General features: G+C 55.9%; 18 protein-coding genes. 2 read left to right on the top strand and 16 right to left on the bottom strand.

The window, feature by feature from the left end:
* The first annotated feature begins 3 nt into the window (after positions 1 to 3).
* Positions 4 to 936 (top strand): sulfotransferase, encoded by a 933-nt coding sequence (locus ACF8YQ_RS02915; RefSeq protein WP_396622545.1) that lies wholly within the window; start codon positions 4 to 6, stop codon positions 934 to 936.
* Here ACF8YQ_RS02915 and ACF8YQ_RS02910 read toward each other — a convergent pair.
* The 13 genes from ACF8YQ_RS02910 to ACF8YQ_RS02850 all read right to left on the bottom strand — a co-directional run bounded on the left by ACF8YQ_RS02910 (position 915) and on the right by ACF8YQ_RS02850 (position 15119).
* Positions 915 to 1697 (bottom strand): NTP transferase domain-containing protein, encoded by a 783-nt coding sequence (locus tag ACF8YQ_RS02910; RefSeq protein WP_041654557.1) that lies wholly within the window; start codon positions 1695 to 1697, stop codon positions 915 to 917. The genes ACF8YQ_RS02915 and ACF8YQ_RS02910 overlap by 22 nt on opposite strands.
* Entirely contained in the window at positions 1685 to 2332 is a 648-nt protein-coding gene (locus ACF8YQ_RS02905) for a gamma-glutamyl-gamma-aminobutyrate hydrolase family protein (RefSeq protein ID WP_206855006.1), read from the bottom strand. Before ACF8YQ_RS02905 ends, ACF8YQ_RS02910 begins: the two co-directional genes overlap by 13 nt.
* A gap of 1 nt (position 2333) precedes the next feature.
* The gene (locus ACF8YQ_RS02900; protein ID WP_396622544.1) at positions 2334 to 5414 is read right to left on the bottom strand and encodes a PEP-utilizing enzyme; all 3081 of its coding nucleotides are present in this window, start codon (positions 5412 to 5414) and stop codon (positions 2334 to 2336) included.
* 40 nt (positions 5415 to 5454) lie between these two features.
* The gene (locus ACF8YQ_RS02895; protein ID WP_396622543.1) at positions 5455 to 6105 is read right to left on the bottom strand and encodes an HAD family hydrolase; all 651 of its coding nucleotides are present in this window, start codon (positions 6103 to 6105) and stop codon (positions 5455 to 5457) included.
* A gap of 41 nt (positions 6106 to 6146) precedes the next feature.
* On the bottom strand, positions 6147 to 6743 hold the full coding sequence (locus tag ACF8YQ_RS02890) for a hypothetical protein (RefSeq protein ID WP_396622542.1): 597 nt from the start codon (positions 6741 to 6743) through the stop codon (positions 6147 to 6149).
* A 31-nt stretch (positions 6744 to 6774) separates the two neighbouring features.
* Positions 6775 to 7848 carry a glycosyltransferase gene (locus tag ACF8YQ_RS02885; RefSeq protein ID WP_396622541.1) on the bottom strand — a complete coding sequence of 358 codons (1074 nt, stop codon included), beginning with the start codon at positions 7846 to 7848 and terminating at the stop codon, positions 6775 to 6777.
* Between the two features lie 48 nt (positions 7849 to 7896).
* Positions 7897 to 8664 (bottom strand): lipopolysaccharide core heptose(II) kinase RfaY, encoded by a 768-nt coding sequence (locus tag ACF8YQ_RS02880; RefSeq protein WP_014420531.1) that lies wholly within the window; start codon positions 8662 to 8664, stop codon positions 7897 to 7899.
* Positions 8664 to 9926, bottom strand: a complete 1263-nt coding sequence (locus tag ACF8YQ_RS02875) for a hypothetical protein (protein ID WP_396622540.1) — start codon at positions 9924 to 9926, stop codon at positions 8664 to 8666. Before ACF8YQ_RS02875 ends, ACF8YQ_RS02880 begins: the two co-directional genes overlap by 1 nt.
* Before the next feature lie 56 nt (positions 9927 to 9982).
* A complete protein-coding gene (locus ACF8YQ_RS02870; RefSeq protein WP_396622539.1) occupies positions 9983 to 10672 on the bottom strand; it encodes a cytidylyltransferase domain-containing protein in 690 nt (229 codons plus the stop codon).
* Complete coding sequence (locus tag ACF8YQ_RS02865) at positions 10665 to 11417, bottom strand: HpcH/HpaI aldolase/citrate lyase family protein (protein WP_014420528.1); 753 nt, start codon at positions 11415 to 11417, stop codon at positions 10665 to 10667. Before ACF8YQ_RS02865 ends, ACF8YQ_RS02870 begins: the two co-directional genes overlap by 8 nt.
* Before the next feature lie 21 nt (positions 11418 to 11438).
* Entirely contained in the window at positions 11439 to 13052 is a 1614-nt protein-coding gene (locus ACF8YQ_RS02860; protein WP_183580441.1) for an aldolase catalytic domain-containing protein, read from the bottom strand.
* Positions 13049 to 14335, bottom strand: coding sequence for an O-antigen ligase family protein (locus ACF8YQ_RS02855; RefSeq protein WP_396622538.1), 1287 nt, complete (start codon positions 14333 to 14335; stop codon positions 13049 to 13051). The genes ACF8YQ_RS02860 and ACF8YQ_RS02855 overlap by 4 nt, the downstream gene beginning before the upstream one ends.
* 61 nt (positions 14336 to 14396) lie before the next feature.
* Positions 14397 to 15119 (bottom strand): 3-deoxy-D-manno-octulosonic acid kinase, encoded by a 723-nt coding sequence (locus ACF8YQ_RS02850; protein ID WP_396622537.1) that lies wholly within the window; start codon positions 15117 to 15119, stop codon positions 14397 to 14399.
* A gap of 139 nt (positions 15120 to 15258) precedes the next feature.
* On the opposite strand from ACF8YQ_RS02850, the gene ACF8YQ_RS02845 reads away from it, so the two are divergent.
* A complete protein-coding gene (locus tag ACF8YQ_RS02845; protein ID WP_014420524.1) occupies positions 15259 to 16320 on the top strand; it encodes a glycosyltransferase family 9 protein in 1062 nt (353 codons plus the stop codon).
* A 41-nt stretch (positions 16321 to 16361) separates the two neighbouring features.
* Here the strand turns inward: ACF8YQ_RS02845 and ACF8YQ_RS02840 are convergent, their stop codons facing one another.
* From ACF8YQ_RS02840 to glnE, 3 genes are all read right to left on the bottom strand, one after another.
* Positions 16362 to 16769 carry a DUF6165 family protein gene (locus ACF8YQ_RS02840; RefSeq protein ID WP_014420523.1) on the bottom strand — a complete coding sequence of 136 codons (408 nt, stop codon included), beginning with the start codon at positions 16767 to 16769 and terminating at the stop codon, positions 16362 to 16364.
* 91 nt (positions 16770 to 16860) lie between these two features.
* Positions 16861 to 17787, bottom strand: a complete 927-nt coding sequence (locus tag ACF8YQ_RS02835) for a branched-chain amino acid transaminase (protein WP_041654552.1) — start codon at positions 17785 to 17787, stop codon at positions 16861 to 16863.
* Between the two features lie 79 nt (positions 17788 to 17866).
* Positions 17867 to 20767: a bifunctional [glutamate--ammonia ligase]-adenylyl-L-tyrosine phosphorylase/[glutamate--ammonia-ligase] adenylyltransferase gene (gene glnE, locus ACF8YQ_RS02830; protein WP_396622536.1), complete on the bottom strand. Its 2901-nt coding sequence runs from the start codon at positions 20765 to 20767 to the stop codon at positions 17867 to 17869.
* Between the last annotated feature and the right edge of the window lies 1 nt (position 20768).

Raw genomic sequence — 20768 nt, 5'->3', positions numbered from 1 at the left:
CCTATGACTGAATACTCCAATCCGCTCAATATCTTGGTAGCCGGCATTTACTGGTCCGGCTCAGGGGCTGTGGTCGACTATCTTAAGGGCCATCCAGATTGCTTCGTACCCCGTGGAGAATTTACGGATTTCAAGCGCAGCGGCCGTATTGGCTCGATGCTGGAGGCACCAACTGCTCAGCGTGCAAAATGGTTGGCCAGGGGCATGTGGCTGGAAACCCGTCTTGGAAAACTTCCAGCCGCCCAGTTGAAAGCAGCAAAAGGCAAAGCGCAGGCATCCATGCCTTTGAAAGAACAAGTCGGGCATAACCGGTTAAAACTGGAGTATCTTGGCAAATACCGACGTCATCTTGGCAACAACGGCAACCACACCGACACCACAGTCTGGAACAACTGGCTGCAAGCCGTGGGGCTAGCCCAGGCTGGCGGAAAACCCGCGATTGTCTGGAATCAGCCGATCTGGGTAGGTAAACACGAGCATATCTGGCCAGCCGTCTTCCAACCGTACAGATTGATTGTTGTTCATCGCGACCCGGTGGACCAGTTTGCGGAAGTGGTTCGGCAAGGAAAAATCGGAAAACGGAAGTCCGATCCCGCGTTCAACGATGATGAAAAAGACGATATTTCCTACGTACTAACGGGTATTCGGGCCAAAATAAAAAGCCTGAGAGCCTTGGCAGACCAACTTGGCCGCGAGCAGATACTGCTGGTCAATTTTGAAAGTTTCGTAAAAGACCACGGCTCGGAAGCACAAAGGCTCTGCGCCTTTCTCAGCCTGCCAGAATCGCAAACGTCCTCAGCGCCCTTTGATCCAAGCAAATCCGTTCTGAATATCGGAATTGGTCAGACCGAGGCTATTCAGACCATGCTCGCCCCATACCAGAACCTGGTGGACGAGCTTTATCAACTACGCCATCAACTGGACAGTTTGCAGTAAGAATCAAGGCGGCCATCCGCCGCCATTTCAGAATAGGCTTCCAGCTCCTCTGCTGTATCGACCTCCAGCCAGCCATTGGAAACAAGACAGGCTTTGACCGGCCAGCCTGTATCAATCAGGTGCTGAATAAAGCTGGTCATATACATGTTGTCGAAGTCTTTACCGTCGTATAAACGGGACCGGTCCAGTGCCAGAAAAGCATCCTTGAAAGCCTGGACGTGGTCTGCGCGAACCTTGATCAGCCCCATATACTGGGCCTCGACCTGATCGTAACTTTCCGGCTTTTTACCCAACTCGATGACAAGTCCCTTCTCGTTCATACGGAAAGTCTCAGCGTCATCAAGTGGCTCATCCATCCTCAACTGCCAGAGTCTGCGCCATTCACGATCAGCGGCAAGACACACAGGCGCCTCGCAATCCAGTAGCGATTGAAAAACGCCTGGCTCGTAGATAATGTCACCGTAACTGATGACCAGATCCTCACCGGGTACCATCTGGTCTTGAGCACAGAACAACGTGCGAACCATGTTGGTTGAGGCATACTCCGGGTTAATCACGAGACCAGCCCCGAGCGTATCCAGATCGCCGGATCGGTAACCTCCAATGACCGTGATGCCATCCGTAATGCCACATTGCCTCATCGCAGCCATCTGACGGTGCAGCAGCGGAACACCAGCAAGAGCAACCATGCATTTAGGGCGGTCTTCCGTATAAGGCCGCAACCGGGTTCCCTGGCCTGCAGCCAGTATCAGTGTTCGCATGCTTCACCTCGGAGAATATGATTAAACAAACGGCTGTCAGCGTCGCTGAATGTCGACTCGCGCTCTGGGTGCCACATGATACCCGCCCAGGCCAGTCGATTATGCAGGAAGGCCTCAACATGCCCCTCGGGGCTATAACACTGAGGCGTCAGGGCTCCAGCCAGGCCATTGCTGGCAATCCCCCAGCCATGGTAACTGTTCACTTCCGTGCACTGCTGAAAACAGACCTTTGCCTCTGAGCTGGATACCAGAGGATGCCGAACGGCCACATGGCCCTCCACAGGCACCAGATCGCCGCCCAGCCAGACATTCATTATCTGCAAGCCTCGGCACACACCGATAACCGGCACTTCATTCTCGTGAGCCCATGACAGCAACTCCACCTCCAGTTGATCACGTTCTGGCGCGGTGTTCACGGCACCAGGCAGATGCGTCAGATCGTTCCCTCCAGACAGTATCAAGCCTTCGATTCCTGCAGCCCGGACCCAACGTTGAACATCGTCAAGCCGATTGGGAATCGGTATGGGCGTATAGCCCAGCGCTTCCATAAACAGGAACCATTGCTGATCCAGGCAATCCCGGCGCTCGCCATAAGAGGCGACCACCTCTACCCTCTGAGTGATGCCGATTCTCATGTTATCGAATCACCTCGATACGCTTGTTGACAGGGTCCAACTCCAGAACGTCAGCCTTGGCGAGCGCCGCGTATTTACCCTCCCCTACACCAATGGCAGCTGGCAGACCAAACTCCGCCGCACGAATGGCCATATGGGAGTTTGCACCGCCGTACATCGTAATCAGTCCTGCAATCCCGTGGCCGAACAACCAGTCATAGCCCGGATCCGCCTGAGGGATGAGCGCTACCTTGCCTTCCAGGATTGCTCCCTTCTCATTGGAAACGTTACGGAGATCGACGCACTCGGCGACCACCCGCTGCTTTCCGACGAAATTGGCGTGGCTCTCAGAATAGACAAAAGAATAAAAGTCAGCCTCCGAGAACAACAACGGCGGCAATTCAATCATTGCCGCAGCTCGGGCTGCTTGCTCGCCTTCTTCCGCTCGCAAAGTCAGCCAGCTGCCTCTGTCGGCCCCTCCAACCTGCCCGGCGCGCAGCGTTGCGAACGCCTCCAGCGGAATCCCGGCAACCTGCTCTCTGCCAAGGCCATACTCCGCACCAACACGGGCAAGACACTCAATCGCCAGTGACAAATGGCGCGTAAACACAAATTTAGCCCGTTCACGGCCTTCGATGGCACCCCGCAAAAAACGCTCAAGAACATCAACATCCGACGGCAGCCCAACCGATGCCATCGCGCTCGCAAAAGCGGCCCTCTCCTCATTCCAGGCACCCATAGGTGACTCGTCGCCATGTCCGAGCTCCGCCAATTCCGCACGCGCCACGGCAGGCGCCAGATATTGCTCCGGGTTCTCCCCGTAACAGGCAGAAGTGATGTCATAGGTTCCCGGCCGAAGATGCCCGTACCGAGACACCAACTCTGCAAAAGGCATTCGCTTCTGCGCAACACTGGCCATATCGTCGGTAAACTGGTGCGACACCGTGCGGATCGAATTCATGAATTCGTCTACGGCGGCCTGGGATAACACGCCATTACGAACAGCGGACCTCAGCAACGTCACCGCCACAAAGCCACTCCTCGCAAGATGGGCAAATACCAAAGTTCCATAACGTCGGCACTCCTCGAGAAGTGCAAACACAAGATCAAGGCTGGGCTTCGGCTGACAATCAAAACGGTCGAATCTGGCCTCGGCCTCCGCAACCAGACGTAAATCTCCATCGGTGCGGGCAACGGCACCGGCCGTTATGGCTCGAAGGCCTTCAGCCAGTTGCTCAATCTCCTGCGGCTGGAATTCCCCCTCAACGGCAAGGCGCTCACGCCAACGCTCAAAGTCCAGCGCATAACAGGTAGGCACCACATCAAATTCCACCTTGTCGTGCAGGTGCGGATGCTGCCTCAACCAACCCAGATAGAAATCGACGAGCCGTTCCGCCAGGCCATCGGGCACGGTAGCGGGGATAAATGAGTTGAAGCTGGCACGCACGTCAACGTAGGGGTGGCCTGCAAACATCTGTAACAACGGTTGCGGTCTGACGTCCCGGTATCCGTATTCCGCCCTTTGAGTCGCCCAGACATCATCAAGAATCAGATATCGGTAAAGACTGGACGCCAGACGCCCCGGCCGGGTACCAATGATTTCCGCCGGATTCCAGTCGGGCATGACGCCAAAAACACCGTTTCGACCCAGCACGAAAGGCCCCGGACACTGCAGCTCGCGGAAACGCGCCACGGCTGCTTTCAGGTAACCATCCTGGAAGTCATCCGGATTCAGTTCATGCTGGACAGCAATCGGACGGACCTGAAGGATGTGAATACTTCCACCCTCCGTGATCGCAAATTCGATATCAAGAGAGTCAAAATCCAGAAGATCTTCCACTTCCCGCAACGCCGGGAGCAATCCCGCCAGGTTATCGGGTATGCAAAGCCCGTCTTCGGGCGCAGTCCGGCGGACAACCAGAGTTTTGTGCTCCCGACTCGAGCCACTGGTGATCGACTCCGTGCTGCGGGTGGTATCGTCATAGTTCACAACATAGTAGGGGGCGCCGGAGGAAAGCGTTTTGGTAAAGGCGACGCCACTGGCAATAACCCGCTCCAGCATCGGTTGGACCAGCACCTGATTCTCCGGATGACCATCCGGGTAGGACGCGATCACCTCCTCAACCGCAGAACGCAGTGCCTCCTTATTTGCCCGCTCCACATTCAGAATACTGGTGTACGCGCCGGCGTTGGACACTCCGAAGCCATCCTCAGACAGGGCACTGCTTCGTACCACCAAACGGGAATATGCCGCCAACTCCGTTTCGATGTCGGCCAGAACATCCGTCGAGCCTTCCAGCCAGTCCGCGACGGTGAAACTGACCTGATCCTCAATTCGACTGCGGGTGACAACGCCCTGTAATCGATACAACGTCTGAGCCTTGGTACCCAAAACGAACCGGCTCAAATCATTGGCGTCATTCATCTCGGCCCATTCACCAGCCACGTCCACAGCGGCAATTGGGAACCCGCGAATACGCAGATACTCAAGCAACTGACTCAAACTACCAGATTTCAAGGACTCCGGTATGGCCGCAGTATCCGCCAGATAATCAGCCACACCACCCGATAACCGCACCAGACCAACAAACTCCGCGTCGGCCAGCTCTTCCGGGATATCTCGGCCGAGTCTTGTGACCATGCCGCCGTGAAGGTTAACCTTTTCACACCGGGCCATATCCTCCCGGGATCGGCCCTCGTAGCGGCTACGCCAATTGGAATCCACCAGTATCGCAATCTCGGTCTGCAAGGCTGCCAATGCATCGACGGCTGAATCACGGAACAGAATGTCCGCGTACGATACATAATGGGTATGCTGCGCATCCAGTGGCGCTTCCAGTAACGAGGCCGCTGCGCCCGTGGTTTCCCAATGGGGATTCAATGAGTAGTGCAGGTCCGGATAACGCTCAACCACCGCCTCCAGTTGGTAGCCACCCACGAAATGCGTCTGAGGGTTCAGACCTCGCATCGCGTGAAGCAACCAGTCCAGAACCCGGCGGCGGCCAGTGGTTCCCCGAAGCACGCTGTGCTGTTCGCCTTTGAACGGCTTCCCCGCTCCGAGAATAATCAGACGCGTATTAGAGTGATTGTCGGTTTGTTTCACAGGCGATGACCAAAGCAAAAGTGGGAATACACCGAACCAGCTAGAACTGGTCCGCAATTGCGGCGATGGATCCAAGCGTCATGTCGGCGTCCCTGAAGTCAAAACTCGACTCGCTCCAGTCGCTGACGAAAATGAAATCCAGGCTCGCGCGCCCGGCCGCTTCGATATCGTACTGACTATCACCAACAAAAATGGCCGGCTCGCCAATAACACGCTCGACCTTGAGGCGGCTAAGTATCTCGTCCTTCGTATCCGGACTGCCATAGATACCTCCATCGAACAGATGGTCCAGCCCGCGCTGACTGAATACCGAGCGCAATTCCACCTGATCTCCACCGGAGACGATCAGCCAGTTTGAGTCCTTTGTCAGCTGTCGCAACCGATCAATTCCCGGGGCGACATCGCAGGATAATAATCCCTGCTTCACATACTCAGCGTAGGTCGACAACAGGTGGCTCAGCTCCGCTTCATCCACGGACTCACGACCCAGAATCCCGGTCATGAAATACTGGAACTTGATGTACCGGGAAATCCCCCCGTTTTTTACATGGTAGTCGACCAATTGCCGCGCATAATGAGCACCATAGGGTTCGGCCGCTCGAAAAAACGCATCCGTTTTGATGCGATTGGAGTCCAGAACCACGCCATCGCAGTCGAATACCCAGGTTTTGTAGCACGTCATGTTCATCATGTCTGAACTCGTCCTATTCATAGCTACAACAAGCCGTTCTGTTAGCTGTTGGACCGCAGTCTCTGCAACACCGGAATGGCTGAAATGTGCACACAGCCCAACTGAGCAGGGAAGGGACTATCGAGCAGCATGGCAATGGCAAACCGGTGACAACCAGCGCCCGAAAAGACCGGTTCCCCACCCGGTCCCAGGTGCATCAGCACACCACCGACCTCGCGGAAGTTGTCGGGTTCCAACTGTGCTTGCGAGGCAAGATACCCTTGCTGCCGAGACGCGATCCAGATCTGCTCCAGAGTTTCAAACCGCTGTATGACATCCTCACGGGTTCGACATTTATCGGTAACGCCAGTTGGTGAAACCCGAATCCGGCTCATCATGAACTCAATGGCGCCGGCCTCTTCCCAGGTTTTTCCGTCGCGCCAGTGTGCCCAGCAATAGGTAAGCTTAGGATGAGAATCAAAGGATTGCAGGAGATCCTCGGGCCAATCGCGGACGACCCGCCCCGATAACTGCCGCGAGCCCGTTCCCATTCGCCTGGCAAGATCAGCGGCCTCGATGTACTGCGAGCACTGGCGAGGGTCTATCCACACCCGTTCCGCATACCTTGGTGCACCTGGCCCATAACGTAAACGATTCAAGGTATCGGTCCTGAGGGCCCGTATTCGATATTTAAGCGCCAAAGAACAACTCCCGGGTTTCTTTCAGCATGCGATCCATCCCGAACTCCTCAGCAATGTGGGCGCGCAACGCCTCTCTCTCGAAACTGAGCTCTCCGTCAAGGATTCGCCGGATGCCGTTCGCCATCGCGTCTACGTCATCAATGTTCACCAGAACACCATAACGTCCGTGATCCAACAACTCTTCACTACCGGGGACCCTCGTCGAAACAACCGGTACGCCAAGACTCATGGCCTCATTCAGAACGTTTGCCATTCCTTCATTGCGGGAGCAAAGAAGAAAAAGATCAATACTTCGAAAGTACGCGGGCATATCGGCCTGATAGCCCAGAAAATGAATGCGGCCGGATTCCGGGCGTGCCTGGATGGCGGATTTGATCTGGACCTCAAACTCTCCCTCGCCCACGTGCACAACATGAACATGTTCAGGCAGGCGGGCCACCACTTCGGGCAAAAGGTCAAAACCCTTCTGCGGACTGAATCGACCGGCGCATCCGACAATGATGCTGTCTTCGGACAGACCTAGCGTTTGCCTGATCGAAAGCTGCGTTCCCTCTATCGGCGGCAGATCAAAGCCATTGTAAACGCGGCAGACCCGCTCGGGACTGAATAACCGCCGGTGCCGAAGCATGGCGTCCCGCAATGAGTTACTGTTCACCATCAAAATGGCGTTCATGATTCGAAAGATCAGAAAGAACTTGACCGGACTTTTAACGCGACGGGCAATGCCCAGATAGAGGATGACGCGTTCAACACCCGCCAATTTCGACGAGAGGGTAACCAGCCACCAGTCTTTTTTCAGAGCTGAAAAGACGGCGTCCGGCCGGATTCGCTTCAGAATTCTCACGTAGTTGGCAACTACAAAAAGGTTAAAATCCCCTCCCCTGGAGCCCACCTCTATCACCGTCACGTTATCAAGGTCCTGAAAACGGTCTTCAAAAAAACCTTTCAGTAACACGACGTAAACGGCCACTCCCTGCTCCCCCAGGAGCCGGGCCCGCAAGCGAACATTTTTCTCGATACCACCCCAGACTTTGGACGGGCAAAACATAACGGTTTTTTTCATTGATCCTGCCTTGGCTGAGATTCAGGGGGTCGCTGGCCGACCTTGGCCTTATTGCTGCTTCTTCCGGCGTATATCGCGCTTGGATTCCCGTATTGCAAAACTGAGGTTCTCCAGCCTGTGGGCGAGCCGTAACCAGAGGGACGCCCTCTCCTGGTCGGTCAGATGCACGGCGGCCTCCGGACAGCTCCTGATGAACCGATCCAGCTCTCTCGCTTTCTGAAGACTCGCAAAAAAGCGCGGTCGCTTGAGACGGAAATCAATAAACACAACCTGATCACCATCCATCAGAAAATTGGCACGTTGAGCATCCGTTCTCAGGTAACCAGCTCGGTGAAGCCTTCTGAGGGCATCAAGAACCAGACCGGCGTCACCGGCCTCTGCCGGCCGACCGTCAACAAACCGATAACAGAGGAAAGCATCGACCACCACACCCGACTGACGCTTCTCACACGCCAGGACCGGATCGGGCGCTGCAAAGCCCATGGCTTTCATCTTCTCGAGCTGATGGAACGATCGGACCGCATCACTGCCGCGAAAAAAGGTAAGCATCCGCTCCCAACGTCGACCATTCCGGGCGCGAGGAACCTTGAGCATAAGCGCCCCGTCGGTATCCGTCTCAATCCGGGCACTCAAGGTCCGGCGATTGTCACGAAACACCCGGGTGAAAGTCATTTCACCCTGTTCAATGACTGACAGCAGAGCAAGACTCTCGGCCTCCCCGAGGTAAGACACCAGTCGCCACGCCCCCTGACGAAAATGGTTTGCCGGAGCTACAGTATTCTCCGGCACGACCTTGCCTGCGCTTTCAGAGGCCATCAGATCAGCGCCTGCTTACGTGCACCATAAGCCTCCTGCAACTGCAACAGGTACTGTTCCAGCCCCATAGCCATTACGGCCTCAAACCGTTCATCTCCGGATATGTGCCCTACCGTCCACAAACGGTTCAGGATCAGGAACTGGACCACAGGGTCGTGCGTCTTGATAAAGGACCGCGTGTAGTCGATCGGTTTCTCATCCGGCGCTTTGTAGCCTGCGAATCGCCCCGATGACAACATCATGTCGGTATTGAATACCTTGAGCGACCCCGGTCCGAAACGCAGAAGGTCAAGAACCGCATTGGGCCCGGCGTTCAGATGTGTATCCGGCATCAGCCACTGCAACGACGCCAGTTGGCGAACGCTATTCAGCTCTTTTGGAAAAAACGAGCGGCCCTTGTGATTGTTAAACACGGCCCAACGCAAAGAGGCGAGAACCCCGGTGTATGGCATCTGGGACAGCTGCTGAGCCTGTTTGTTGTTGTAGTAGCTGATATCGACCCTCTCACCCTGAGTGGCAGGATCTCTCCCGGTATCGCCCCCCCGATAACCAAACTTGATGACCAGGTCGTTGGCATCAATCTCTGAGCCATTCATGGCCTTGGTTGCCACCGGCCCTACCAGGGCCAGATTTCTGCCTTGGAGCTCCTTTCGGAACTCCGCATCCACCGTCGTGTCATCCAACTTGCGATGATGCCCCCCTGGCGTCGGTTGTGCACTGAACAACTGCAGCAGCCAACGGCCCTGATCGTAGCGCGACTGATCCAGTCCTCTTGACTTCATTCGCTCAAGCAAGTCGTTTGCGCGCTGGTAATTTTCCGTTTCGATCGCTGCATAGCACCCCGCGGTGAGCTCGTTTAGTGAGGCTCTGGCCTGCTGGGACCGAACCAGCATTGCCGCAATCGCTTTATCCCGAAACCGGTTCGCTGGCAAAAAAAGACCGATACCCAGCCCGAGGCGATACAGGTCGAGCCAGGCCATGGCATTGATCGTGGTGGCGGGCAAGTCGGCTATTGCGCGCTCGACACCAGTGATTGCTTGCTCCGAAAGTGCGGTGCAGCGTAACGCTCCAACCTCCGTAAGCCGTTGCCACACAGCGAGGAGTTCTCCAGGAGGCGCCTTATAGCCGAAGCGTTTGAAGGCATGGGATAACGATTGGTCGTTGGCCTCTTCAGCGTGCTGAGCCTGCTGGTACGCTTGCTTCAGAATGCCATAGCGCCACCAACGATCTTTACGACGTCTGAAATCAGAAAAAAAAGCCATCACACCCATGACACTCAATATCAGAAGGGAAACCAGAGCAAGCCCGGGTAATCGTGTTACTCATCACGATAGAAGGCCTTCATGGCAAGGGCCATCTCGTAGTCCTCAAACTCATCAATATCCACCCCTGCCATCTTACCAACCTGATGCATGTAAGGGTTCGGACCCAGGAAATACCCCTCTGCCAGGGTCTGTTCCCGGCTTCTCATGTACAGGCCATTGGTCACACGATAGATATCCGGCAATTCCTGACTGATCGTATGATTCTTGTCAGCCTGATAATTCAGTGGGCCGTTCTTGTCCCAGAAATACTCCTTCAAAAGATTGACCGAGACCAGACTGTCGTGGCTCTGCTTGTCGACAACGTGCTCAAGGTAAAGCTCGAATCCCGAACGATATTCGGCAGGCGACATCAATGGCACAACAACAGTGACCCAGGCAAAGTGATCGGTGGGTATGTCCTGAACAACCCCGGTAATGACTTCGCTGAATGACGCCTGGTGTCCGACGCTGAGGTAATCGTTGCGGGGCAGAAACTCGACACCATGAGCCCGGGCCGCTTCTTTCACTCGTTCAGAGTTCGAACTCAGGAAGATACGATCCGGCCATTGCACTTTTTTCAGCTGGCTGATCTTCCAGTCGAGCAGCGTCGTGTTGTCACCGAAGGGAAGGAAGATCTTTTCCCGAACCCGGCTACTGCCCTCGCGGACAGGGATAACCACTGAGATATCAGAAAAATCAGCCACAAATATCTCCTTTCATACGCTGGCACGCTTCCGCAAACACATTAACGTCCACCGAGTGAGCAATGTAGTTGAAGCCCGCAGCCATAAGATCTTTTGAGCGGGAAACCTGATCGCTGAAAGCCCCAAGCAAAACACCTTTGGCCGAAGCTTTCGCCGCAATTTCCTCAATCAGAGCCAGTACCTCCGGCGCGTCCACCTGGCCCGGCAAACCGACAGACTGTGAAAGATCATAAGGGCCCACAAACAGGACATCAAAACCGCCGACGTCGAGAATGGCATCCATATTCCGGACGCCTTCAGTGCCCTCAACCTGAAGCACCAGTGTCTGAGTATTCGAGTCGGAGAAATAGCGGTCTTTCTCCATCGTTCCGTAGTTTGCTGCCCGGACAAACCGGCACACTCCCCGCTGCCCCATTGGGTGGAATCTTGCAGCTGCAACTGCTTGCCGAGCCTGCTCCGCGGTATTGATATTGGGCACCTGGACACCATCGGCCCCGCTGTCCAAAGCACTGCCGATGGCATGACTATCCACGCCCCGAACCCGAACAATGGAAGCAATTCGCCCGAGCCGGGCAGCCCGCACGTGATGGTGCAGTGTCTCCAGGCCGCAGGGCCCGTGTTCCTGATCCAGAATAATAAAATCCATTCCGCCAAGACCCGCGGCCTCAACGAAGGCACTGTCCGTGGTCTTGCTGAATAAGCCCAGGCACGGGCCATTGTTCAGCTTACTGTTAAAGTCTGACATCGTTGTTTTTCTCCAGGAACGTCAACTCACAAGACCATAAATACTGATGGTCGGTACGCGGTATCGGGTCGGTGTTACGCTCCGTAGCGGCAGATGCTCCGGGTGCTGCAGATAGAGCTCAAGAAGCTTCTCCATCTCAGCATTTCTTGGATCATCTGCCGAAAACCCGTCAAAACCCGCAAGAGAAATGCGGCACGCGCCACCGCTGGTGGCAATCGCCAACACGTAAGCAACAACCAGTGAGTTAGGCAGTTGGGCGCTGCTTGCGTTGAACTCAAAAGTATCGCTGGACACCTTGAGCCCGAAGTCGAGGATCTCCTTTCCCTCCAAAGACTGCCTTACATCCTCGGGCAGCATTGAATAAGGGGTAATTAACGGCTGCGGAAGGCTACGATGAGCATCGCAGTCTGCCAACAACCTGACAGGATGGCACGCTGCCCGCGCATCGATCAAAGCGTCACTTACCCCACGCTGCGCGTTCAGAGCAAGCACAAACGGCTTGAACGTCTTGATATAGAGTTCAATGATATCTTTGTGCCGCTCAACCCCGGGCCCTGAGCCCAGAACCAGGACCTCTCGCCCCTTGAGGCTGGCCTCAGGACGCCAGCGTCCAGTCAGCTCACCACGGAAGAAGTGCCTCGCGGCCTCGAGGTTGGTAAAGCTGAACCGCTTGCCCCCTTCAACCTTCAGATGCTCAATGGCCGCCAGGATATCCTCTTCACTGTATCGCTGGTCGCTCAGCATTTCCTGAATGTAGGTTGGGTGTATACCGTACTGGCCTGCCAGAAAATAGTAGGGGTTACTCCCCCACTGGTGTTCACTCTTGAGAGGATCAAAGTAATTTCGGATAACTGAAAGCAGTGGTGTGATATTAAATTCACGACTACCGTCGCCAGACAGCGCCAGAGCGAGATACTCTGTTCTGGTGTTACCCGGCCCCCGCCCCATGCCGGTCACGGTCGCGTCCAGCCAGGTCACGCCCTCCTCCAGTGCTGCCATGGTGTTGGCCAGAGCGTTACCCATATTGTCGTGGGTGTGGATTCCCATGGCACCGGTCCAGTTTTCCCGAAAGAGCGCCACCAGACGACGTGTATCAGCCGGGTTCATGCTCCCCATGGAATCGGCGAAGTACAGAACGTCCAGAGGATAACTCGAGGCCAGTCTGCTAAGCCGGCGGATCTCATCGGCCTCACGGTCCGCCACTTGCATCAGATTGAAGCCGACCTGATAACCACGATCTTTAAGCCATACGGACGCCTCAAGAGCGGGCTCAAACTCATGGACATGGCAGGCAATCCGTACGAGGGACACCGGAGAGCCGTCAGCCGGGACAAAAAGACTCTCGAGCCGGCTCGACAGAGAGCCTTCACCACTGACTAACTCGGATGCATTCACCATAACACCAAGCTTGAGACTCTCCGGAACGCTAAGCGTCCGGATAAACTGATCCGTGGTATAGGCACAGCCGCCCTTGAAGCCCTCATTTTTCAGGGAGCGCAACCCGAGTTCAACGTATCCGACAGGAAGTGCAGCCATGGCTTCCAGATAGTCGTTGATGAGATCAACCGGAAAGTCCCAGCTGTTGTAATAGCCTCCATCCCGGAGTGTGCAGTCCAATAGGATCGGGGTACTCAAACTAGCCTCCTGGAGGAAACAAGGGCTGATGACTGTCCATCAGCATCTTCAGCCTCCGACTGACGAATGATGGCCCACAAAAACAGGGGCAGGATAACGTACATCATAACCCCGAGATTCCGGCTGAACATACCCTGCGTCAGGCAGAAAACCACGAAGGATAAGGTAAAAGCGACGCCGGCGAAGGCACAGGCCTTGATCGTCGGTTCTGTTGACGACAGGTAGCGCCAGAACAGCATCACGGGAACAACAAACACCAGAAGCAGTGCCGCCAACGCCAACAGCCCGCCTTTGGCAGCATGATCTACGAACTGGTTATGCAGGTGCCGGAAGGTGAGCAACCCACCATCGATTTTCCGGTCTGCAACCAGGGACTGAAGCTCCGAATGAAACTGACTTTCACCGACACCCGTCACAGGATGGGCAGAGAACATCAAGGCTCCGGCTTTCCACATTTCCAGCCTCAGCCCGACGGAGGTACCCACTCGGTGTTCCGTGAAGTACGAGCGCGCTTCGGACATGGCCACATCGACACGGTCGCTCACGATCTTCATGTTTCCTGCCACAACCCCAAGCGTTGCGATGATCACAAGCGCCAATGCCAGCAGCCTGGGTCGACGGATCAATACACCTCGATAGGCCCAGAGGCCCACAAGCGCAATAACGGGCAAGGCCAACCAGCCACCACGGGTGCCCGACAACAGCAATGCGGCGACACCTCCCACCGAGCCAAGGCCATAAAACAACAGCAGCGACCGGCGGCGACCGGGCTTTGGCAACTCCGCGAACAGTCCAGTGAGAGACACCAGGGCGAGGATCAGCGCTCCATTTCCGAAGTAAATCGCGTTGTCAAAACTGGACACTCTGGCCACACCAGACACGAACACCTCATAAACAGCAAAAACACCGGAGGCAATGGCCCCGATTGCAGCCCCCGCAAATACTGCACGCGCTGTAACAGGAACACGGAGCAGCATCGTCAGAATGATTGCGGCAGCAACAAAGCGGCTGGGACGATCAAAGCTGGACATGTTGTCCTGATGCCAGAGAGTCAGCACCACGTACACCATGCCATAGAGCAAAAAAGCTAACGCGAAAACCCGATCCCGGCGGTTCATGACCATAGCAATCTCGCGAGTTCGCCAGCAACCGAGAGCAGCCAGAAGCAGAAACGCCGGTGCGTAGCCGTAGACGGCAGGAACAATCGCCAGAGTCGCCAGATAGAAAAAAATGGCAACCGCAATGGAGGAGGAAAGAATGGAGTGGTTTGAGGCTATGAACAATTTCGTTATCCGGGAATAAAAGAGAGAGTGGGCCTTAAGATCGAAAAACGTAACGGCCTTGTCACGATATGTCGCTATGATAACCCGAGAGTAATTGCTTCCATAGGCGCTCTACGTCAAGATCAGCGCGGAGGCCGAGTCTTTTGTCGACCGATCGCTTCAGGCGCTGAAGGTTATTCGCCTGCCACTGCCGGGAACTTGAAGGATCCCGGCGCCTGCAGCGATCGAAATCGATCAGATAGGTCCTATCGTTGGCGACCAGAATGTTGTCGCAATTCAGATCGACATGATCCAGCCCCCAGTCATGGAAGCGGCGAATCATCTGCCCCGTCTGAATCCAGAGCTTTTCACTATTCACCCGAGTGCTGATTGGCAGGTTCACAGCCTCTGGAATACGCTCAACAATAATCGCCGCGCGATAGAAGCACAGCGAACGACGCCAGACCGCTGCAGCAATCACGTTCGGCACGGGAAGCCCGGCCAGTATAAGCTCCCGGGTCAAGCGGAACTCACGAAATGAGCGCGCGTGCAGCAGACCGGTGTAGATGTAGGTTCTCTCCACAAACTTGCCGATCAGACCACCACGTCGATAATGCCGAAGCACAAACTCGTCGCCACCCGCATCCAGGAACCAGGCGCCGCCTCGGCCGCCTTCGTCTACCACCGCGGCATTAGCCCCCCAAAAGCAGGGCTGAAACCAGTCTGCCGTCACCCCCTCATACCCGGGAGAGATCAACAGACTCGCCTCTTTGGCGACAGATAGTTTTCCCTCGGAAAGGTGCAAGTGCAGACTTCCTCATATGAACGGGTCAGCGCCTGGCTCGAGACGCCAGGATACTAGTACGCTAGAATGGCCGACAGTTTACCAATCAGCCCCGAACACCTCTACATACCCTGGTTAAAGAATCGCAACGGACCGTAACGTGACGCGCCAAACACAGCTATCAAGCCCAGCCTCCATCTGCATCCTGCGCCTGTCGGCCATTGGCGATGTTACCCATGTCATCCCCGTGGTCCTCAGCCTTCAGGAACAACTCCCCAACGTAAAAGTCACCTGGGTCATAGGCAAAATCGAGGCAAAACTGATTGGCGACCTGCCCGGTGTCGAGTTCATCATTTTTGACAAAAAGGCCGGCCGAGCAGGCTACGCGGAGCTTCGCCGGAAAATGAAAGACCGCAAATTTGACGCTCTGCTACACATGCAGGTCGCTTTCCGAGCAAACCTGGCGGCGGCCTGCATCCCGGCGAAACTCAAAATCGGCTACGACAAGGTCCGGAGCAAAGACCTCCACAGCCTGTTTATCAATCGGCGCATCGCGCCCGCACCGCATCAGCATGTCAGGGACTGCCTGGCAAGCTTTCTGGAACCACTGGGGCTCAAGGCCGCGCCTCCCCGCTGGGATATTCCGCTCTCTGACACTGATCACGAATTTGCTCATGGCCATCTGGCCAAGGACAGGAAGAACCTGGTCATCAGCCCCTGCGCCAGCCATACACTGCGTAACTGGCCCGCTGAACGCTATGCTCAGCTGGCCGATTACGCCATTGAAACTCATGGCATGAAGGTCATTCTGGTGGGCAGCCCCGCACCGTTCGAGAAAGAATATTGCGAGGCTATCGAAAGCGCCATGAAACACCCGGTTCACAATATCTGTGGCCAGGACACCCTGAAACAGCTGACTGCTCTGATGAGCCATGCCGACCTGGTTGTGGCCCCCGACACGGGCCCGGCGCACATTGCCAGCGCCGTCGGAACTGATGTACTCGGACTGTTCGCAGCCAGCAATCCTAACCGCTCAGGGCCATACAGTTCGCTGAAATGGTGTGTAAACCGCTATCCGGAAGCCCTGAAGCAATTCACGGGAAAAACCGTTGAAGAAGCCCGCTGGGGCGCCAAGGCAGAATTTGAAGGGGCGATGGAACTGGTATCGGTGGACGATGTAACGACCATGCTCGACCGATGGGTCGCGGAGCATTCAGGGTAGCTGCACCCGCCCCTCAGGGGCGGATGCATTCGGAAATGGGATTATTTCCGTGCGGTATAGTCCTGATAAGACTTCTCTTCCACAAAACGTGACCCCAGAGCCAGGTTCACTTCTTTTTTAATGGCCGCACGCTTGTCATTCGTGACATAAACAGCGCGTGCCAGCTCAATAAAGCGGGGACCAAAGTCCTGCTCCGCTTCCTGGTCACGGATGTCGTCCTCAATCACCCAAAGCTCCTCGTTAACCGCTTTGAGCTGCTTACGCAGATCGGCGATATCATCGGCTTTGTCGGCCACGGCTTCATCCCAGGTCTTGCTGAGCTCTTCCAGTTCAAGGCGAACATTTCTGACCTTTTCTTCGTCCTTGATGCGCTCGGATTTGATTTCGAGGATGGTGATCTTGTCCAGCACCTCACCAAAGGAAACGGGAACCTTGATTACGTCTGCCATTGTCTCGTCCTGCTTGCTCGTGGATTCCAAATAACAAGGCCGCCGGGGCCTGTTCAGCGCCGGCGGCCACTTCATACAGATACTGGCTGGATCAGCCTTTTACGTGGCTCAACCACTCTGAGTGCTTGTCCAGCTTCCCCTTCACCGCGTCAAAATACATGCTCTGCAGCTTTTCGGTAACGGGACCGCGCTTACCTTCACCAATCTGGCGACCATCCAGTTCGCGGATAGGCAGCACTTCGGCAGCCGTGCCAGTAAAGAACGCTTCCTCAGCAACGTACACCTCATCGCGGGTAATGCGGCGCTCTTTGACCTGCAGACCAAGGTCTCGGGCAAAGTCAATGATAGTGGCACGGGTGATACCTTCCAGGCAGGAAGTCAGCTCGGGGGTGTGCAATACACCATCACGCACGATAAAGATGTTCTCACCGGAACCTTCCGCCACGTAGCCCTCGTTATCCAGCAGCAGCGCTTCCTCGGCACCACCGGAGATGGCTTCATTCAGGGCCAGCATGGAATTGATGTAGTTACCGTTGGCCTTCGCCTTGCACATTGTGATGTTTACATGGTGGCGAGTGTAGGACGAGGTGCGCACCTTGATGCCCAGCTCCTTCGCTTCCGGAGACATGTAAGACGGCCAGCTCCAGGCCGCAACCATCACATGCACCTTCAGGTTGTCGGCACGCAGACCCATGCCCTCAGAGCCCAGAAATGCCATCGGGCGCAGATAGGCCTCATCGAGATTGTTTTCCCGCACCGCTGCTCGCTGGGCCTCGTTGATCTCGTCCTTTGAGAACGGCATTTTCATGTTCAAGATGTGCGCTGAACGGAACAGACGATCAGTATGTTCTTTCAGACGGAAAATCGCCGGGCCATTCGCGGTGTTGTAGGCACGCACACCTTCAAAGCAACCCAGGCCGTAGTGCAGGGTGTGGGTGAGGACGTGGGTTTTGGCTTCCCGCCAGGGAACCATTTCACCATCCAGCCAGATAAGGCCATCGCGATCAGCCATCGACATTCTGTTCTGCTCCTGAGTAAGCGGTTTTCGGGGAACTGGCATTCTAGCAGCAAACGCCGCCTGAAATAAATTTAGCTTGCTACTCAACCATGACTTTTTTCCACATACTTTGGATGTAGTCACGCTCTTCTATGAAGGCTCCGCCCTCGACCTGGCTGTTGAGATTCTGCAAAGCTCTCCGGTGGATGGTGGAGCGCAGTGTGATGAACACCTCCCGTAGCCGCTCAGTGTCGTCAACTGGCAAAACGCCTGCGCGGCCCAATTCTTCCAGTTGGCGGATGTTATCACTCCACTGGGTCAGCTCCGGGTGTTCCGGGCACCAAGCCAGCATCAGGTACTGCACCATGAACTCGACATCTACGATGCCACCGTTGTCATGCTTGATATGAAAAACGTCATTCTGCCCGGCTGCGGGCGTCCCGAGGTTGCTGCGCATTTTCTCACGCATATCGACCACCTCCTGCCGAAGCGACGCCTTGTCCCGTTGTCGGCACAGTATCTGGTGGCGAATATCCTCGAACGTTTTGAGCGTATCGTCGCAGCCTGCCACTCCCCTGGCGCGGGCAAGCGCCTGATGCTCCCAGGTCCAGGCATCCTCCTGCTGGTATTTCTCGAACGCCTGCAAGGTACTTACCAGCAAGCCGGAGTTACCAGACGGGCGCAATCGCATATCCACTTCGTAGAGCTGCCCGGAGGGTGTCTGGGTACTGAGAATGTGTACGATTCGCTGGCCGAGCCGGGTATAGAACACGGCGTTATCAATAGGCTTGTCGCCATCGGTGGCCAGTTGAGGATCAGCCTGGTGCACAAACACCAGATCCAGATCTGAGGTGTAGCCCAGCTCGATACCGCCGAGCTTGCCGTAACCGATGATGGCGAAATCGGTATCACAGGCGGAGCCATCGGCGCGCCGCGGGTAACCGTGCCGGCTGACCAGATTCGAGAACGCCACATCCACCACATGATCCAGCACCACCTCGGCAATCCAGGTCAGGTAATCACTCACCTTCATCAGCGGCAGCGTGCCCTTTAACTCTGAGGCCGCCACCCTCAACACATGGGCCTTCTTGAAGTAACGCAGAGCCTCCATCTGCTCTTCCAGATCTTCATACGGAATCCGCAGCATTTGCTGACGCAAATCATCCTGCAACTCTTCCTTGGCCGGCGGACTGTATAGGCTCTCCGCATTCAAAAGTTCGTCCAGGAGCAAGGGCGTATCCGCCAGCAGGCGCGCAATCCAGGGGCTTTCACTACACAGCCGCACCAGCTGCGTCATGGCTCCGGGATTTTCCATCAACAGAACCATATAGGCGGTTCTGCGCAGAATGGCTTCAACCAGTTGCAGCACACGGTCCAGCGTTTCCGAAGGATTCTCCACATCCATCAGGGCGTTAATCAGGAGCGGCACAAACTGATTGAGCCGCTTACGCCCCTGGGTCTGCAGAGTCTGCACGGTGCGACTGTCGCGCAGGCTGGTCAGGCGCTTATAACTGCCATCCGGGTCCTCAAACCCGCTTTGCTCCAGCCAGCCCAGGGCACTGGCTTCATCCATTTCCGCCAGCCACAGCTCGTAGCAGCCATCGTCGACACCACCCTCATCGGCGTCATCCTGTTCTTCCGTGGCGATGATATCCGCAAAATGACGAGCCACCCGGCTTCGATGTTCATCCAGCGCAGACAGGCAGTCTTCCCAGCTATCGAAGCCCATAATCCTCGCAACCCGAGCGCAGGACAGCGCATCCTCAGGCAGAACCTGAGTCTGTTTGTCTTCCATACCCTGAAGGGCATGTTCCAGATTGCGAAGGAACACATAGGCGCCCCTCAGCTCACCGACCACCCGGGACGGGAGCAACTCCAGTTCCTCCAGCTCCTTCAAGATCTGTAGCAACTCGCGCTGTTGCAGCTCCCGATCACGCCCGCCGCGGATTAACTGGAACGCCTGCACCACAAACTCAATTTCCCGAATGCCACCACTGCCGAGCTTGATATTGTTCTCCAGCCCCTTCCGGCGAACTTCCCGGCTGATCATTTTTTTCATGCTGCGAAGCGATTCAAAGGCGCTGAAATCAATGTATTTGCGGTAAACGAAGGGTTTGAGGCTAGCCATCAGCACCTCACCGGCTCGCTGGTCGCCCGCCACAACGCGGGCCTTGACCATGGCATAACGCTCCCAGTCGCGCCCCTGATCCTGGTAATAGGTTTCCAGGGCGGCGAAGCTCAGGGCGAGCGCACCACTCTGGCCATATGGCCTCAAGCGCATATCCACCCGAAACACGAAACCATCGGCGGTAATCTGGTCCAGCGCCTGAATCAGCCTTTGGCCAAGCCGGATAAAGAACTGCTGATTATCCAGAGCACGCCGGCCGCCATGGGTTTCGCCTTTCGAGGGAAACGCAAAAATCAGATCGATATCCGAGGAAACGTTCAGCTCCCGGCCGCCAAGCTTGCCCATTCCAAGCACCACCATTTTCTGAGGTGCCTCTTGCCCTGTTACCGGATCATAGCCCATTGGAGTACCGAACTCTTCACAGGCTCGCTCGTAAAGCCAATTCAAGGCACCATCAATGGCGGTATCCGCAAAGGCACTGGTGGCCGTCATGGTTTCATGCAGATCGGCCCACTTCATGAGATCGCGCCAGATAATCCGGAACTGCACTTCCCGCCGGTACTGGCGAAGTGCCGCATGCAACGCCGGTTCAGAGTCAACGTTCTGGAGGTAATCGCGCCAGCGATCAGCCAGCCAGGCCTCGGTGGTTGGTTCGGCTAAAGGCCGGGCAGCAACGGCGGGCTGAATCTGCTCCGGATGTCGTTCAAGGGTTTGCCGGAGAAACAGGCTACGGGAAATAGCCTCTGCCGCATCGGCCTCGGAGACAGGGTCACCGGCCAGCCAGCCTGGCAGCCCCTCCGGGAATACCGATGGCCAGCATCCGGAAATCTCCTCCTTGAGTACGTCCGGCAGTGAAGCCCATGGCTCAGACATA

The organism is Marinobacter sp. W-8, assembly GCF_044342215.1.
Taxonomy (GTDB): Bacteria; Pseudomonadota; Gammaproteobacteria; order Pseudomonadales; family Oleiphilaceae; genus Marinobacter; species Marinobacter nauticus.
This window is presented reverse-complemented; position numbering and strand designations above follow the sequence as displayed.

Bases quoted from the DNA above. Each gene is read 5' to 3' on its own strand.
- ACF8YQ_RS02915 (WP_396622545.1), top strand. From the start codon at position 4: ATGACTGAATACTCCAATCCGCTCAATATCTTGGTAGCCGGCATTTAC.
- ACF8YQ_RS02910 (WP_041654557.1), bottom strand. From the start codon at position 1,697: ATGCGAACACTGATACTGGCTGCAGGCCAGGGAACCCGGTTGCGGCCT.
- ACF8YQ_RS02905 (WP_206855006.1), bottom strand. From the start codon at position 2,332: ATGAGAATCGGCATCACTCAGAGGGTAGAGGTGGTCGCCTCTTATGGC.
- ACF8YQ_RS02895 (WP_396622543.1), bottom strand. From the start codon at position 6,105: ATGATGAACATGACGTGCTACAAAACCTGGGTATTCGACTGCGATGGC.
- ACF8YQ_RS02885 (WP_396622541.1), bottom strand. From the start codon at position 7,848: ATGAAAAAAACCGTTATGTTTTGCCCGTCCAAAGTCTGGGGTGGTATC.
- ACF8YQ_RS02880 (WP_014420531.1), bottom strand. From the start codon at position 8,664: ATGGCCTCTGAAAGCGCAGGCAAGGTCGTGCCGGAGAATACTGTAGCT.
- ACF8YQ_RS02875 (WP_396622540.1), bottom strand. From the start codon at position 9,926: ATGGCTTTTTTTTCTGATTTCAGACGTCGTAAAGATCGTTGGTGGCGC.
- ACF8YQ_RS02865 (WP_014420528.1), bottom strand. From the start codon at position 11,417: ATGTCAGACTTTAACAGTAAGCTGAACAATGGCCCGTGCCTGGGCTTA.
- ACF8YQ_RS02840 (WP_014420523.1), bottom strand. From the start codon at position 16,769: ATGGCAGACGTAATCAAGGTTCCCGTTTCCTTTGGTGAGGTGCTGGAC.
- ACF8YQ_RS02835 (WP_041654552.1), bottom strand. From the start codon at position 17,787: ATGTCGATGGCTGATCGCGATGGCCTTATCTGGCTGGATGGTGAAATG.
- glnE (WP_396622536.1), bottom strand. From the start codon at position 20,767: ATGTCTGAGCCATGGGCTTCACTGCCGGACGTACTCAAGGAGGAGATT.